The sequence below is a fragment of the Sphingomonas sp. genome (assembly GCF_035555815.1).
Lineage (GTDB): Bacteria > Pseudomonadota > Alphaproteobacteria > Sphingomonadales > Sphingomonadaceae > Sphingomonas.
On sequence record NZ_DATMGG010000072.1, the window covers coordinates 1 to 15,291 of the forward strand.

Genomic DNA, 15,291 nt, shown 5'->3' on the forward strand with positions numbered 1-15,291 from the left:
GGTCGGCTGTGCGCCGCGCCCCTCCACCCATGCGAACAGCGCGGCATAAGGCGGGGCAAGGCCGTGCCACACCTCCTCGACCGTCGCGACATCGACGCCGAACGCCTGCGCCAGCGCGGTCTTGGCCAGCCGCGCGGACACACCGACACGCAGCGCCCCGGTCGCCAGCTTGAGCAGCGCGAAGCGTTCGTCGGCCTGGAGCCGATCAAGCATCGCGCCGAGCACCGCCGGGGCGTCGGATCGCGACAGCGCGGCCAGGCGATCGACCGCGTCGGCCAGCCGCAGCGGCTCGCCGATCACCGGCGCGTCGGGCTCGGGCCAGATCAGCGCGACCGTCTCAGCCGAATCGCCGACAAAATCGCGGCTCATGCGGAACAGCACCGGATCGACGCGGGAATCGACCATTGCACGGATCGTCGCCGGCTTGATAGCGGGCAGATCCACCTCTCCCGTCAGCGCCGCCAGCGCCCAGCCGCGATCGGGATCGGGGGTGCCACGCAGGTAGTCGCCGATCAGCTTGAGCTTCGCATTGCGCGCGCGGGTGTAGATCAGGCGATCGAGCAGGTCGGCGAAAGCGCGCATGACACTGGAACATGGACGCCGCGCGCAAGTTCCGCCAGCGTCGGGGCAATGGTGCGGCGGCTGATGATCCTGATCCTGCTCGGCGGCGGTATCGCCGCCGCGGTGTTGCTATGGGGCCTGGCCAACGCGCGTGCCGACCCGGTGGTGCGCCGCGCGACGATAGCGTTGCCACATTGGCCACGCGGGGCGCCGCCAGTGCAGGTGGCGCTGATCAGCGACATCCATATCGGCAGCGTGGTGATGGACGGCGCGCGGCTGCGGCGCATCGTCCCGCAGGTCAACCGGCTTGGACCCGATCTGGTGCTGCTGGCAGGCGATTTCGTCGCCGGGCACAATCCGGCGCAGGGCCGCGCCTTTGCCGCGCGGTTGACCGGGCCGCTGTCGTTGCTCGACGCGCGGCTGGGCGTGGTCGCGGTGCCCGGCAATCACGATCACTGGACCGATCTGGCGGCAGTGCGGTCGGCGCTGGATCGGGCCGGGGTGAAGGTGGTGGCAAATGGCGCCGTGGCGCGCGGCCCTCTGGCGATCATTGGGATCGACGACGCGGCGACGGGGAATGATTCGCTACCGATCGCGCTGGCGGCACGGCGCCGGATCGCGGGCGCACCGCTGCTGGTCACGCATTCGCCCGACCTCGCACCCCGATTGCCTGCCGGCGGCGCGCTGCTCCTGGCGGGGCACACCCATTGCGGGCAGATCGTGGTGCCATGGTGGGGGCCGATCGCGGTGCCCTCGGCTTATGGCGATCGCTACCGATGCGGCATCGTGCGCGAGGGCGGACGGCTGGTGATCGTCACCGGCGGAGTCGGGACCAGCGTGGTCCCGCTCCGTTTCGGGGCGCCGCCCGACCTGTGGCTGATCACGGTCGGGCCCGCCCGGCGCGGCGTCAGTCGAGCGCGTTCTTGACGCCCTTGCCAGCCATGAGGCCGAGTACGAGCAGCACGACGAACACCGCGATCGCGACGAAGAACAGGATCTTGGCGATGCCGATGAACGCGCCGCCGATCCCGCCAAAGCCGAGCAGCGCCATGACCAGCCCGGCGACGAGGAAGATGATAGCCCAACGCAGCATGTGTCTCTCCTTTGGACGTGTCGCATCAACCGCCCGGCGGCCGGGGAAGTTCCCCGGCCCGGAAGGGCATCAGGCGCCGCGGCTGGCCTCGAACAGGAACCAGGCGCGGCGTTCGGCCTGATCGGTCCATTCGTCGACGATGCCGCTGGTGGCGTTGTCCTTGGCCTCGTCGGCGGCATCCTTCACCGCGCGGAACGTCTCGACCAGCTTGAGATTGTCGTCGCGCAACTCGGCCAGCATGTCGGCCGGGGCGACGAAGTCCCTGTCGTTGTCCGTGAGGCTCTGGTGACGGGCGATGTCACCGATCGAGCGCAGGGTCGTGTTACCGGTCTTGCGCACGCGTTCGGCGATCGCGTCGGTGATCGCGTAGATTTCCGCACCCTGTTCGTCGAGCAGCAGGTGATAGTCGCGGAAATGCGGACCGGACACGTGCCAGTGGAAATTCTTGGTCTTGAGGTACAGCGCGAAACAATCCGCCAGCGCCCCGTTCAATGCATCGGCAACGCTCTTGGTATCGTTGCGGTTGAGGTCGGTCGGGGTGGCAAGCGCGGCGGGTTTGGCCATGTCAATCTCCATGAAAGGATGGTTTCGGCTCAGAAACCAATGATAGCGCGATTCGCTCCGCAGCGGACTCATGAAATGGTTCGATCATGCAGATCGAGCGCAGGCGTCACCGATCGTGCTCGAGCAACTCGGCGCGAACCTTGATCGCCCGCAGAGACAGCCGCACCTCGAACAGGAACAGCAGCAACCCGATCGTCAGCATCAGCATCGCGAAGATGAACGAGACGGCGGCGGTGGTGCCGATGTGGAGATTGACCAGCCGCGCCACGAACAACAGCGCCACCACCAGGCAGATCGCCACCGCGCTGGCGACGCAGAACGACAGCGCCCAGTTGATCACCCAGATCCGCCAGTCGAGGATGCGCAGCTCGCGGACGTGGCGCTCATGCTCCGGCCCCGACGATCTTGGGTGCAGCACCTCCAGCGCGCGGACGCGGTCGACCACGCGCGCCATGCGCCCGGCCAGCACGTTGAGGATCGATCCGATCCCCGCAAGCAGGAATACCGGCGCGATCGCCGTCTGGATCGTCGCGGCAACGGTGGAGAGACCGGGAGAGAACATCACCGGCGGACGTTATGGTGCCGGGGCGCAGGAGGCAAATCATGCTGACGATCACCAGCGACGACGCGACCGGAGTGGTCGAGATCACCGTCGACGGCGCGATCGGGCGCGCCGAGTTCGACCGCGTCGTTACCGAGCTGGAACGGCTGCTGGAGACTCACCGCCAGTTGAACGTGGTCGAGGTGATCCGTGACTTCGCCGGGATCGATCCGGCGCTGTGGTGGCGCAACATGGCGTGGAGCCTTGGCCATATCCACCGGTTCGCCCGCGCCGCCGTGGTCACCGATTCGGGCTGGATCGGCCCGGTGGCGCGCTCGGTGGGAGCGTTGATGCCGTCAGAGATCCGCACCTTCCCGATGGAGCGGATCGCGGAGGCGCGGCGATGGGCGGCGGAACGGCGCTGACCGTGCCTGGCCCTCACCGCTTGGTAACGCCTGACGGTTAAGGGGGTGCGATGAACAAGCCGATGCCGCTCGCCGATTTCGCGCGCCTGCCGCCGGTCCATGGCGCGCAGCTGGGCGACGGGCTGGCCGGCGCGATCGACGCGGTCGCCGAGCGGGCACCGCCCGGCCAGCGATTCCTGCGCTATGGCTGGTACGCCGCCGCGCTGGCCGCCTATGGCGGGGAAGCACGCACGCTGATCGTCGAACGCGAAGGTACGCCGGTGCTGGCGCTGCCGATGGTCGCGACCGGGCCGCGCTGGCTGGGGATGGCGGCGGTGCCGGGCAGCTATTGGCCGTTCCGCAGCTTTCCCGTCCGGGCGGACGCCGGCGCGGGCGCGTTCGACACCGCGTTGGCGCGGCTGGCGCGCGCGGTGACGGCGCTGCGCATCGGCCCGGTCTATGACGACGATCCCGCCGCCGGGCCGCTGATAGACGCGGCGCGCGCGCGCGGTTGGGCGGTGCTCGATCGCTTCGTCGCCGACAGCTATCTGCTCGATATCGCCGCCGCGCGGCGCGATGCGGCCTGGCCGCGCAACTCGACGCTCAAGAAGAACCGTTTCCACGAAAAGCATCTGGGAGCCCACGGCACGCTCGACTGGCGCTTCGTCGGCGGCGCGGACTGGGCCAGCCGCGCGTTCGACGATCTGGCGGCGATCGAGCGGGCGAGCTGGATCGCGTCGCGCACCGACGGACGCGACGCCAAGTTCACCGACGACGGCCACGGCCGCTTCTGGCGCGCCGCCGCGACCGATCCGGTGATCGCGTCGATGATGTGGGCGGCGGTGCTGGACGTCGCCGGCAAGCCCGCCGCCTTTTCCTTCGACCTCAATCTGGGCGCGCTGAAATATGCCGTCGCCAACAGCTACGACCCCGCCTTTGCCAAGCATTCGCCGGGCAAATTGCTCTATTACCGCAATCTGGTGCGCGGCATCGCCGACGGCATCACCCGTGTCGACTGGGGCGCTGGCGACAGCGGCTACAAGCGCACGATCGGCGCCGAACCAGGCCCGGCGATCCGCGACTGGCTGCTGGTGCGGCCGGGGATCGGCGCGGTGGCGGCGCGGGCGCTGGCGTTCGCGTGGCGGCGCAGCGGGCACCACCCGACGACGCCGGACACGCGGGAGCTTCCGTCAGAGTCCTGATCGCGCGCGATCGGCGGCGCGACGGACGACAAGGCGGCGTTCGGGGCCGACAAAGGCCGGATCGGCGACCACCCGGCGCGATGCGATGCGGCGTTCGGCTTCGGACGGGGCTGGCGGCATCACAGCGTCTCCTGCCCCGCACTCTATCCGCGCACGTAGCGGAAGTACCACACCTCGTGTCCCTGGCGCCGCGCCTTGCGTTCGTAGCGCGTTTCCGGCCAGTCGGCCGGGCGGGTCAGGAAGTCGCGCGGGTGCCCGGCCCGCCAGACGAAATCGCGCCGCGCGTTCATCACCATCATCGCCCAGCGGCAATAGGTGGGATCGTCGGTGCCCAGCCGGAACTCGGCACCCAGCTTGAGCTTGGCCGCGATCAGGTCGAGCGGGCCGTGGTTGACCATGCGCCGCTTGGCGTGGCGCGCCTTGGGCCACGGATCGGGATGCAGCAGATAGAGCCGGTCGAGGCTGGCATCGGGCAGCCGTTCGACCACGTCGAGCGCGTCACCCATGTGGAGACGGACATTGTCCAGCCGCCCGTCGCGGATATGGCCGAGCGCGGCGACCACGCCGTTGAGGAACGGCTCGCACCCGATGAAACCGGTCCCCGGCCGCGCCGCCGCCTGCGCGGCGAGATGCTCGCCGCCGCCGAAACCGATCTCCAGCTCGAGCGGGCGATCCGCGCCGAACAGCGCCTTCGCGTCGAGCGCCCCGGTCTCCGCCACCGCGACTCGCGGCAGCAATTCCTCGACCAGCGCCGCCTGGCCCTGACGCAGCTTGTGCCCCTGACGGCGGCCATAGAGTTGGCGGTGGGTGGCGGGATCGACCATGGCGGGCGGACATAGCGCCACCCGCCGCGCGCGCAAGCTTCAGCGTTGCGCCGATGCCGGCGGGGGCGGCAAAGGCGGCGCGGGGGCGGGACCGACCGGCGGCTTGCCCAGCCACGCGCGGCCGTGCGCCAGATCGAACGTCACCACCCAGTTGCGCAGGAACGGCATCCCCAGATTGCCGTCGATGATCATGTCGGGGGCGAAGGCGGCGTCGGTGGTGGCGCGGACATCGCCGGTGACGACGAAATCGGCGGCCTGGCGCCCCTCGTTCGCCGGGTCGAGCCCGACCAGCGCCGCCATCGGCTTCGACACCAGCACCGTGCCGCCATTGCCCGAATCGAGCTCCATCCACAGCGGCCCCTTCGCGGTCGGCACCTCGGCCAGCACCGCCAGCGCCAGCCCGCCGACCTCGCGGCTCTGGCGCACCGACAGCGGCCGCATCGTCGCGATGCGCGCGGCCAGGCTGGCGGGGCTTTCCACCGTCAGCCGGCCGGCGGCGAAGTCGATCGTCACCGCGCGCCCCTCGAACAGGTTGAGGCCGATCACCCCGTCCAGTTCGGCGTCGGCGGGGTTGAGCTTGGCCATGTCGATCAGCCCGCTGACCGCCGGGGTGAGGGTGAGCCCGCCGATTGTCATCGGCAGCCCGTTGCAGCGCGGGGCGTCATGGCGATCGCCCATCATCCGATATCCGGTCATCCGCCCCCAAGGCGCACACCCCGCAGCCTTCGCCGTATCGGGGTGGACCAGCGTCAGTCCGGCGGCGGTGTCGAACAGATATTTGCGCGGCTTGCCGGCGATTTCGGCGGTGAGCACCCAGCGACTGCGCCACCGCTCCAGCGCGACCTCAGCCTCGGGGGCGGGCGCGGGTGCGGGCGGCGTATCGGCAGCGGCAGGCGTGGCCAGCGACAGCGCGACCGCGATCAGCAAGGACAAGGACATCGACCCCCTCCCCTGGACGGTCGATCCGCCCGGAGCGCCAAGGGGTAGTGTGATTACATACGTAGTCAATAAGGCGCGCGACGAAAAGGGGCGTCCCGGTCGCCCGGAACGCCCCCCTTCATCGCATCGGTCGCGGGATCAGCGCAGCGCGTCCTTCAGCGCGTCGACCAGGTCGGTGCGCTCCCAGGTGAACAGATCGCCCTCCGGCTTGCGGCCGAAATGGCCATAGGCGGCGGTCGGCTGGTAGATCGGCTTGTTCATCGCCAGGTGGGTGCGGATGCCCTTCGGCGTCAGGCGCACCAGCTTGGGCAGTGCCGCCTCGATCTTGGCTTCCTCGACGGTGCCGGTGCCGTGGGTGTCGACATAGAGCGACAGCGGCTCGGCGATGCCGATCGCATAGCTCAGCTGGATCGTGCACCGCTTGGCGAGGCCGGCGGCGACGATGTTCTTCGCCAGATAGCGACTGATATAGGCGGCCGACCGGTCGACCTTGGTCGGATCCTTGCCCGAAAAGGCGCCGCCGCCGTGCGGGGCCGCGCCGCCATAGGTGTCGACGATGATCTTGCGCCCGGTCAACCCGGCGTCGCCGTCGGGGCCGCCGATCTCGAACAGCCCGGTCGGGTTGACGTAGATCTGGCTCTGGTCGGCGGGCATCCAGCCCTTGGGCATGACCTCCTCGAACACCGTCATCACATAGTCGCGCAGCCGCTTCTGCCCGGCGTCGTTCGACAGCGCGGTCGAATGCTGGGTGGAGACGACCAGCGCGGTGGCGCCGGTGGGAACGCCGTTCTCGAACTTGAGCGTGACCTGGCTCTTGGCGTCGGGCTCAAGGAAATCGACGACGCGCGCGTGGCGATCAGCCGCCATCTTCTCGAGGATGCGGTGCGAGTAATAAAGCGTCGCCGGCATCAGTTCCGGCGTCTCGTCGCAGGCGAAGCCGAACATGATGCCCTGATCGCCGGCGCCCTCGTCCTTGTTGCCGCTCTCATCGACGCCCTGCGCGATGTGCGCGCTCTGGCCGTGGAGGTGGCAGGCGAACTCGGCGGTCTGCCAGTGGAAACCATGCTGTTCGTAGCCGATGCGGCGGATCGTCTCGCGCGCGGCCTGCTCGATCTCCTCCAGGCTGGGGAAGGTCGCGTCGTCGCAGCGGACTTCGCCCGCCAGCACCACGCGCTGGGTGGTCACCATCGTCTCGCACGCCACACGCGCGACCGGATCGCGCGACAGGAACAGATCGACCACCGCGTCGGAGATCTGGTCGGCGACCTTGTCGGGATGGCCCTCGGAGACCGATTCGGAGGTGAAGAGATAGTTTGAACGCATGGATGCAGCCTTAGGGTTGGCGCGCGTCGCGCGATATAAAGAAATCCTTATGTCCGCTGTGTCGCCTAGCGACGGCGGAGCGCGGCTGCAAGCGCGAGCAGCATCAGCACGGCGAATCCGGCCATCCAGTTGCCGGTACGGGAGAACAATGTCGGCGGCAGCGCGGACGGCATCGGCAGTTCGATCGCGCCGGCGATATGGCGGGGCACGGTGCCGAGCACGCGGCCGTCGGCGGCGATCACCGCAGAGATGCCGTCGGGAGTCGACCGCACCACCGGCAGCCCCTCCTCGATCGCGCGCATCCGCGCCTGCGCCAGGTGCTGCGGCGGCCCCCAGGCGCCGAACCAGCCGTCGTTCGACGGATTGAACAACAGCGCGGGCCGGTGGGCGCGATCGACCACCTGTCCGGAAAAGATGATCTCGTAGCAGATCTGCATCCCGATCGCGCCGAACCCCGGCACGCTCAGCGTGCGCGGGCCGGGGCCGGGGACGAAATCGATCTCGCCGGCGACCAGCCGCGACAGGCCGATCGGCTCCAGCAGCGCGCGCATCGGCAGATATTCGCCATAGGGCACCAGATGCGCCTTGTCATAGCGCCCGCCCAGCCGCGCATCGGGGCCGACGACGAAGATCGCGTTGCCGGCGCCGCTGACTTCCCCCGCCGAATCGAAGAACAGCGCGCTGCCCCCGACCAGCGCGCGATCACGCGGACCGAGCGCGCGGGCGATGATCGCGCGGGTCGGGCCGGGATAGCCGCGGAAATACCACGACGCCGGATAGCCGTCCTCGATGAACGGATCGACCGACCCTTCCGGCCACACCACCAGCCGCGGTACCGGGCCGGGGCGTTCCGACAGTGCCGCCATCGTCAGCAGGATGCGGCGGGCATAGTCGGGCGCGCGCACCGCGTCCTGCCCGACATTGGGCTGGACCACGCGGATGCGGCGGCCGGGGTCGCCGGGCGGCGCGCGCGGCGGGGCGAGCAGGATCGCGGCGCTCACCAACGGCACCGCCACCCCGGCGGCCAGGCGCCAGCGCCGCTCGCCCACCAGCAGCAACAGCGCACCTGCCGCCAGCACGGTGACGCCCGACAGCGCATAGGTGCCGATCCACGCCCCCAGCCGCGCCACGCCGATCACCGGCAGCCACGCGACGCCCAGCGGATCCCACGCATAGCCGGTGAACATCGTCGCGCGCAGCCATTCGGCGACGATCCACGCGGCGGCGAACACCGCGACGAACGCCCCGCCCGGCCGCGCCGCCGCATCGCCCGCCGCGCGCGGAGAGGCCAGCCGCCACGCGGCGCCGGCCGCCAGCATCGGGTAGACGGCGAGGTACAGCGCGACCAGCACCACCGCGAGATAGCCTAGCGCGGGCGGCATCTTGTCCTGCAAGTCGAACGCGTGCTGGATCCAGTTGTTGGCGATCGCGAAATGGCCGACGCCGAACCCCCAGCCGACCGCGAGCACCCGACGCAGCGTCGGCGCGTCGTGGACCAGCCGCATCCACAGCGCGAGCGCGGCCAGCGTCAGCGGCCACAGATCGAGCGGCGCGAAGCCGAGCGCGGCGATGGCGCCGAGCAGCAGCGACCAGAGCAGGGGGGAACGAAGCAGCCTCACCAACGCGGGCTATCGCCGAGACGCGCGCGATTTGCTAGCCCGGCGTCATGCCTGATCTCCGCCCGTTCCACCTCGCCTTTCCGGTCCACGACCTGTCCGCCGCGCGCGCCTTTTACGGCGGAGTGATGGGGTGCCCGGAGGGGCGATCGGCCGATCACTGGATCGATTTCGACCTGTTCGGCCACCAGATCGTCACCCACCTGGATCCCGGCGCGCGGCCGGTCGCGGTCGAGAACGCGGTCGACGGCCATGACGTGCCGGTGCCGCATTTCGGCGTGGTGCTGACCATGGCCGACTGGCAGGCGCTGGCCGAGCGAGTCGCGGCGGCGGGCATCGCGTTCGGCATCGCGCCGCACATCCGCTTCAAGGGCCAGCCGGGCGAGCAGGCGACGATGTTCTTTCGCGATCCCAGCGGCAACGCACTGGAATTCAAGGCATTCGCCGACGATTCGATGCTGTTCGCGACATGACCCAGCCGATCTCGATCGACATTCCACACACGCTGGGGCGCGATGGCGCGCGGGCGCGGATCGAGCAGGGCACCGGCAAGCTCGCCGAATTCGTGCCGGGCGGCGCGATCACCGAACAGCGTTGGGACGGCGACACGCTCCACCTGACGGTCGAGGCGCTGGGCCAGCGCGTCGCCAGCCGGATTGCGGTGGCGGAGGCGACGCTCCACGCGGAGTTCGACCTGCCGCCGATGCTGGCGCTGTTCGCCGACCGTATCCGCGACAAGCTGGCGAGGGACGTGCCCACGCTACTCGAATAGACAGCCGCGCGCGCCCCGCGCCTATTGCGCCGCGCTGACGCGCCAGATCACGTTGCCGACATCGTCCGCGACCAGCAGCGCGCCGGTGGCGTCGGTGATGACGCCGACCGGCCGGCCCTGCGCCTTGCCCCGGGCGTCGAGAAAGCCGGTCAGCACGTCGACCGGCTGGGCGCCCTTGGCGGGGAAGCCGTTGTCGCCGAACGGCACGTAGATCACCTTGTAGCCCGACACCGGCTCGCGGTTCCACGATCCGTGCTGGCCGACGAACGCGCCGTTGGCGAAGTTCGGCCCCAGCTTCGCGTCGCCGGCAAAGGCGAGACCGAGCGAGGCGGTGTGCGGGCCCAGCGCATAATCGGGCCGCTTCGAATATTCCTGCAGCGCGGGGTTGCCCGGCTCGACGCGCTTGTCGGGATAGCCGCCCCAATAGAACCACGGCCAGCCGAAGTGATCGCCCATGTCGACCGCGGTCATGTAGTCGGGCGGCAGGTCCGACCCGAGCATGTCGCGCTCGTTGACCGTGGTCCACAGCCGGCCGCTCTTCGGCTCGAACGCCAGCCCGTTGGGGTTGCGCAGCCCGGCGGCATAGATCCGCAGCGCGCGGGTCTGGAGATTAAGCTCGAGGATGTTGGCGCGATAGCGTTCGGCCTCGATCCCGTTGTCGGCGATGTTGGTCGACGAACCCACGGTGATGTAGAGCGACTTGCCGTCGGCCGAAGGGAGGATGTTGCGCGTCCAGTGGCCGTCGCCGTCGCCGGGCAGGCGAGTGACATGCTCGGGCTTGGCGGTGATCTTGGTATCGCCCGGTTTGAACGGGAAGCGCACCACCGCATCGGTGTTGGCGACGTAGAGCCAGTCGCCGACCAGCGCCATGCCGAACGGCGAGTTGAGCCCGTCGACCAGCACCGTCTTCGCCTCCGCCACGCCGTCGCCGTTGGCGTCGCGCAACAGGGTGATTCGGTTGGCGGAGGGCACGCCGGCGCCGGCGCGGCGCATCAGCCGCTTTTCCACCCAGCCCTGGATGCCGCCGCCGTCGCGCGGGGGCGCGTTGCTCTCCGCCACCAGCACGTCGCCGTTGGGCAGGCGGTAGAGCCAGCGCGGATGATCGAGCCCCTGTGCGAACCGCGCGACCTTCAGTCCCGCCGCCGGGGTCGGCGCGGCGCCGTCCGGCCAGCCGATCGCCTCCGCCACCTTGACCGTCGGCACCGTCTGCTTTCGCGGATCGGTGATGTTGGGACGCGGCCCGAACAGTTCGGCGATCGGGGTGCGGGCCTGGTCGGGCCGGCTGATCCACAGCCAGCCGCCGAGGATCACGAGGGCGATGAGGCCAAGGACGATCAGGATATGTCTGCGCATGACGTCTAGCTACGCCCCGGCGCGCCGCCGTGCAATCGCGCGGCGGCGCGCCGGGGGCCGCGGTCAGGCCGACAGGTCGAACCGGTCGGCGTTCATCACCTTGGTCCACGCCTTGACGAAAGCACCGACGAACGCGGGGCCGGCATCGGCCGAGGCATAGACCTCCGCCAGCGCGCGCAGCTGCGAATTCGATCCAAACACCAGGTCGGTGCGCGTCGCGGTCCAGCGTTGCTCATCCGTCGCGCGATCGGTGCCGACGTACAGCTCGTCGCCGGTCTCATCGACCTCCTTCCACGCCGTGCCCATGTCGAGCAGGTTGACGAAGAAATCGGTGGTGAGCTGGCCCGGCCGGTCGGTCAGCACGCCGTGCGGCGATCCGCCGTGGTTGGCGCCCAGCACGCGCAGGCCGCCGACCAGCACCGTCATCTCCGGCGCGCTGAGGCCGAGCAATTGCGCGCGATCGATCAGCAGCTCCTCGGTCGGCACGTTGAACCGCACCTGAAGGTAGTTACGAAAGCCGTCGACGCGCGGTTCGAGCACCGCGATATTGTCGACGTCGGTCTGTTCCTGCGTCGCGTCGGTGCGGCCGGGGGTGAACGGCACCTCGATCGCATGGCCGGCGGCGCGCGCGGCCTGCTCGATCCCGACCGATCCGCCCAGCACGATCAGATCCGCGATCGATACCGACGTGCCCGAATCGGCCTTGATCCCTTCATAGACGGTGAGGACGCGGGCGAGCTGCTCGGGCTGGTTGACGTCCCAGTCCTTTTGCGGGGCCAGCCGGATGCGGCCGCCGTTGGCGCCGCCGCGATGATCCGAACCGCGATAGGTCGATGCCGACGCCCACGCCGTCGTCACCAGCTCGGCGACCGACAGGCCGGACGCCGCGATGCGATCCTTCAGCGCCCCAATGTCACCGTCGGTCAGCGCCGGGCCGCTCGCGGCGGGGATCGGATCCTGCCAGATCAGGTCCTCGGCGGGCACTTCGGGGCCGAGATAGCGCGCCTTCGGCCCCATGTCGCGGTGGCACAGCTTGAACCACGCGCGGGCGAAGGTATCGGCGAAATAAGCCGGATCTGCGCGGAACCGCTCGCAGATCGCGCGATAGGCGGGATCGGCTTTCATCGCCATGTCGGCGGTGGTCATCATCGTCGGCACTTTCACGCCAGGCGTATGCGCCTTGGGCGCCAGCGTCTCGGGCGGGTTGCCGACCGGCTGCCACTGTTTCGCGCCGGCCGGACTGCGCACCAGTTCGTATTCGTGGTCGAGCAGCATGTCGAAGAAGCTCATGTCCCAGCGCGTCGGCGTCGGCGTCCATGCCCCCTCGATCCCCGAGGTGATGGTGTGATCCCCGACCCCGCTTTCATGCGTCGAGGCCCACCCCAGCCCCATCTGCGCGATGTCGGCGCCCTCAGGCTCGGCGCCGACCAGCGACGCGTCCCCGGCGCCGTGCGCCTTGCCGAAGGTATGCCCGCCAGCGGTGAGCGCGGCGGTCTCCTCGTCGTTCATCCCCATGCGGGCAAAGGTCTCGCGGATATCGCGCGCCGATTGCAGCGGATCGGGGTTGCCGCCCGGACCTTCCGGATTGACGTAGATCAGCCCCATCTGGATCGCCGCGAGCGGGCTTTCGAGCACCATCTCGCGATCGGGCTGGATGCGGGTCTGGCTGTTCGCATGGCCGACCCATTCCTCCTCGGTGCCCCAATAGACGTCCTTTTCCGGTTCCCACACGTCGGCGCGGCCGCCGCCGAAGCCGAACACCGGCCCGCCCATCGATTCGATCGCGACGTTGCCCGCCAGGATCATCAGGTCGGCCCAGCTCAGCTTGCGCCCGTATTTCTGCTTGATCGGCCACAGCAGGCGGCGCGCCTTGTCGAGGTTGCCGTTGTCCGGCCAGCTGTTGAGCGGGGCGAACCGCTGGTTGCCCGAGCTGGCGCCGCCGCGCCCGTCGCCGGTGCGATAGGTGCCGGCCGAATGCCACGCCATGCGGATGAAGAACGGACCGTAATGGCCGTAGTCGGCCGGCCACCACGGCTGGCTGTCGGTCATCAGCGCGGTCAGGTCGCGCTTGACCGCGGCATAGTCGAGCGACTTGAACTCCGTGGCATAGTCGAAGTCGTCGCCCATCGGATTGCCCGACAGGCCATTTTGCTGAAGGATGTCGAGCGACAGCTGGTTCGGCCACCAATCCCGGTTGGAGCGCCCGAGCAGCGAGCGCAGCGCGGCCGGCTCCTTGATCGGACAGCCGAGGGGGTCACCGCTGGTCTTGGCATCCATATTCCGTCTCCTTGATCCCGGTTCTCGACGCACCGCGCCGGGCACGGTTCCGCCATGCGAACGCAAGGCTAGACCGGCTCCGGTGATCGGAGAAACATGAAATCATGAAGTTGGTGATCGTCCCAGCCGATCACCGGCCGGGCGGAATCACCCCTCGTCACCTTCCGCCGCCGGTTCGGGCGGGTGCAGGATCAGCCGGGTCACGCGGCGCGCGTCGGCCTGGGTCACCTCCAGCGTCCAGCCGCTGGCATGGGGCAGGCATTCGCCCGGCGCGGGGACGTGGCCGGCGAGCACGAAGGCGAGCCCGCCCAGCGTGTCGACGTCCTCCTCGACCTCGGCCAGCCGCTTGTCGACCGTCTCGGCGACGTCCTCCAACTCGGCGCGCGCATCGGCGTCCCACGCGCCGCCGGGCAGCGGCACCAGCATCGCCACCGGCGCGTCGTCATGCTCATCCTCGATCTCGCCGGTGATCTCCTCGATCAGATCCTCGATCGTGATGAGGCCCTCGGTTCCCGAATATTCGTCGAGCACCACCGCCAGATGGGTACGGCTGGAGCGCATCTGCGCGAGCAGGTCGATCGCGCCCATCGATTGCGGGACGTAGAGCGGCTGGCGCATCAGCGCGGTGATGCTGGCGGGCGGCGGCGCGTCGGTGGCGAGCACCGCGAACACGTCCTTGATATGCACCATGCCGATCACGGTATCCAGCGCGCCGCGATAGACCGGCAGGCGGCTGTGGCCGGCATCGGCGAACAGCGCGACCAGATCGGCGAAGCTGGTAGCTTCCTCCACCGCGATGATGTCGGCGCGTGGCACGCCGATGTCGCCGGCGTCGCGCTCGCCGAAATGCAGCAGGTTGCGCAGCATCTGCCGCTCGATCGGCGCCAGGTCGCCGGCGATCGGCCGGCTGTCCTCGGCCTCGTCCTCGTGCCGCTCGATCACTTCCTCAAGCTGGTCGCGCAGCGTCTCGCCGCTCTCGTCGCCGAAGATGAGGTTCCTGAGGCCGCGCCATATGCTGGGGGAATCAGGGGAGTCGCCGTTGCCGCTGCGACTTCGATCCTCGGCCATGTCGGTGGTCAGTCCTCATCGATGGGATAGGGGTCGGCGATGCCGAGGCTGGCGAGCGCGGATCGTTCCACCTCTTCCATCGCCTCCGCCGCGGCATCGTCGCCGTGGTCATGGCCTAGCAGATGGAGCACGCCGTGGACAATCAGGTGCGTGGCATGATGCTCGACGCTGATGCCCTTCTCCGCCGCTTCCGCCGCGCACACGCCATGCGCCAGCACGATGTCGCCCAGGATGACCTCGCCATCGTCGGTGCCCTGGGTGACGGTGTCGAGCAGGTCGGGCTGGACCATCGGGAACGACAGCACGTTGGTCGGCTTGTCCTTGCCGCGATACTGGCGGTTGAGCGTGCGGACCTCGTCGTCCGACGTCAGCCGCACCGCGATCTCGATCAGCGTTGGCGAGTTGATCCAGCCGCCCTGCGGCGTGCGCTCGATCGCGGCGGTCGCGGCGCGCGTCGCCAGCCCCTCCCAATCCTGATCCGGCCACGGCGCCTCCGGCAGCACGGCGACGTCGAGGCTCATGCCTCCGCGCCCTCATAGGCCTCGACGATGCGGCCGACGATCGGGTGCCGCACGACGTCGCCGGCACCAAAGCGGACCATCGCGATGCTCTCGATTCCCTCCAGCCGCCCGACCGCGTCGTTGAGGCCCGACGCCGCCATCCCGCCGGGCAGGTCGGTCTGGCGCGGGTCGCCGCAGATCACCATGCGGCTGTTCTGGCCGAAACGGGTCAGGAACATCTTCATCTGCGCCGG

General features: G+C 69.5%; 18 protein-coding genes and 1 pseudogene. 5 read left to right on the forward strand and 14 right to left on the reverse strand.

The features are described from left to right. Window positions 1–582: pseudogene (locus VNR91_RS03965) on the reverse strand (ATP-dependent DNA ligase); the annotation flags it as partial. Between the two features lie 48 nt (window positions 583–630). Here VNR91_RS03965 and VNR91_RS03970 point away from each other — a divergent pair. After that, complete coding sequence (locus VNR91_RS03970) at window positions 631–1,488, forward strand: metallophosphoesterase (RefSeq protein ID WP_325489489.1); 858 nt, start codon at window positions 631–633, stop codon at window positions 1,486–1,488. On the opposite strand, the gene VNR91_RS03975 is transcribed toward VNR91_RS03970, so the two are convergent. From VNR91_RS03975 to VNR91_RS03985, 3 genes are all read right to left on the reverse strand, one after another. Beyond that, window positions 1,469–1,654 (reverse strand): DUF1328 family protein, encoded by a 186-nt coding sequence (locus VNR91_RS03975; RefSeq protein WP_325489490.1) that lies wholly within the window; start codon window positions 1,652–1,654, stop codon window positions 1,469–1,471. The two genes, VNR91_RS03970 and VNR91_RS03975, sit on opposite strands and share 20 nt — an antisense overlap. Before the next feature lie 69 nt (window positions 1,655–1,723). After that, window positions 1,724–2,218 (reverse strand): DNA starvation/stationary phase protection protein, encoded by a 495-nt coding sequence (locus tag VNR91_RS03980; RefSeq protein ID WP_325489491.1) that lies wholly within the window; start codon window positions 2,216–2,218, stop codon window positions 1,724–1,726. A 106-nt stretch (window positions 2,219–2,324) separates the two neighbouring features. Further along, the gene (locus VNR91_RS03985; RefSeq protein WP_325489505.1) at window positions 2,325–2,780 is read right to left on the reverse strand and encodes a DUF2721 domain-containing protein; all 456 of its coding nucleotides are present in this window, start codon (window positions 2,778–2,780) and stop codon (window positions 2,325–2,327) included. 41 nt (window positions 2,781–2,821) lie between these two features. Between VNR91_RS03985 and VNR91_RS03990 the strand changes: the two genes are divergently transcribed. Further along, window positions 2,822–3,184 carry an STAS/SEC14 domain-containing protein gene (locus tag VNR91_RS03990; RefSeq protein WP_325489492.1) on the forward strand — a complete coding sequence of 121 codons (363 nt, stop codon included), beginning with the start codon at window positions 2,822–2,824 and terminating at the stop codon, window positions 3,182–3,184. Between the two features lie 50 nt (window positions 3,185–3,234). Beyond that, window positions 3,235–4,365 carry a GNAT family N-acetyltransferase gene (locus tag VNR91_RS03995; protein ID WP_325489493.1) on the forward strand — a complete coding sequence of 377 codons (1,131 nt, stop codon included), beginning with the start codon at window positions 3,235–3,237 and terminating at the stop codon, window positions 4,363–4,365. On the opposite strand, the gene VNR91_RS04000 is transcribed toward VNR91_RS03995, so the two are convergent. The 5 genes from VNR91_RS04000 to lnt form a co-directional block, all read right to left on the reverse strand. Next, window positions 4,354–4,485, reverse strand: a complete 132-nt coding sequence (locus VNR91_RS04000) for a hypothetical protein (RefSeq protein WP_325489494.1) — start codon at window positions 4,483–4,485, stop codon at window positions 4,354–4,356. The two genes, VNR91_RS03995 and VNR91_RS04000, sit on opposite strands and share 12 nt — an antisense overlap. A 23-nt stretch (window positions 4,486–4,508) precedes the next feature. Next, complete coding sequence (trmB, locus tag VNR91_RS04005) at window positions 4,509–5,189, reverse strand: tRNA (guanine(46)-N(7))-methyltransferase TrmB (protein ID WP_325489495.1); 681 nt, start codon at window positions 5,187–5,189, stop codon at window positions 4,509–4,511. Between the two features lie 39 nt (window positions 5,190–5,228). Continuing rightward, complete coding sequence (locus VNR91_RS04010) at window positions 5,229–6,128, reverse strand: hypothetical protein (protein WP_325489496.1); 900 nt, start codon at window positions 6,126–6,128, stop codon at window positions 5,229–5,231. Between the two features lie 138 nt (window positions 6,129–6,266). Continuing rightward, window positions 6,267–7,451, reverse strand: a complete 1,185-nt coding sequence (metK, locus tag VNR91_RS04015) for a methionine adenosyltransferase (RefSeq protein ID WP_325489497.1) — start codon at window positions 7,449–7,451, stop codon at window positions 6,267–6,269. Window positions 7,452–7,516: 65 nt separating this feature from the next. Continuing rightward, window positions 7,517–9,064, reverse strand: a complete 1,548-nt coding sequence (gene lnt / locus VNR91_RS04020; protein ID WP_325489506.1) for an apolipoprotein N-acyltransferase — start codon at window positions 9,062–9,064, stop codon at window positions 7,517–7,519. Window positions 9,065–9,117: 53 nt separating this feature from the next. On the opposite strand from lnt, the gene VNR91_RS04025 reads away from it, so the two are divergent. Together VNR91_RS04025 and VNR91_RS04030 are read left to right on the forward strand one after the other, a co-directional pair. Next, window positions 9,118–9,540 (forward strand): VOC family protein, encoded by a 423-nt coding sequence (locus VNR91_RS04025; protein WP_325489498.1) that lies wholly within the window; start codon window positions 9,118–9,120, stop codon window positions 9,538–9,540. Then, entirely contained in the window at window positions 9,537–9,839 is a 303-nt protein-coding gene (locus VNR91_RS04030; protein ID WP_325489499.1) for a polyhydroxyalkanoic acid system family protein, read from the forward strand. The genes VNR91_RS04025 and VNR91_RS04030 overlap by 4 nt, the downstream gene beginning before the upstream one ends. Before the next feature lie 21 nt (window positions 9,840–9,860). Here VNR91_RS04030 and VNR91_RS04035 read toward each other — a convergent pair whose 3' ends face one another. The 5 genes from VNR91_RS04035 to VNR91_RS04055 all read right to left on the reverse strand — a co-directional run. Then, window positions 9,861–11,192: a sorbosone dehydrogenase family protein gene (locus tag VNR91_RS04035; protein WP_325489500.1), complete on the reverse strand. Its 1,332-nt coding sequence runs from the start codon at window positions 11,190–11,192 to the stop codon at window positions 9,861–9,863. A gap of 63 nt (window positions 11,193–11,255) precedes the next feature. After that, complete coding sequence (gene katG / locus VNR91_RS04040) at window positions 11,256–13,469, reverse strand: catalase/peroxidase HPI (protein ID WP_325489501.1); 2,214 nt, start codon at window positions 13,467–13,469, stop codon at window positions 11,256–11,258. Between the two features lie 147 nt (window positions 13,470–13,616). Further along, the gene (locus VNR91_RS04045; protein ID WP_325489502.1) at window positions 13,617–14,537 is read right to left on the reverse strand and encodes a hemolysin family protein; all 921 of its coding nucleotides are present in this window, start codon (window positions 14,535–14,537) and stop codon (window positions 13,617–13,619) included. An 8-nt stretch (window positions 14,538–14,545) separates the two neighbouring features. After that, window positions 14,546–15,058, reverse strand: coding sequence for an rRNA maturation RNase YbeY (gene ybeY, locus VNR91_RS04050; RefSeq protein WP_325489503.1), 513 nt, complete (start codon window positions 15,056–15,058; stop codon window positions 14,546–14,548). Beyond that, the coding region (locus VNR91_RS04055) for a PhoH family protein (RefSeq protein WP_325489504.1) at window positions 15,055–15,291 on the reverse strand (237 nt) is incomplete at its 5' end. The genes ybeY and VNR91_RS04055, both read right to left, overlap by 4 nt.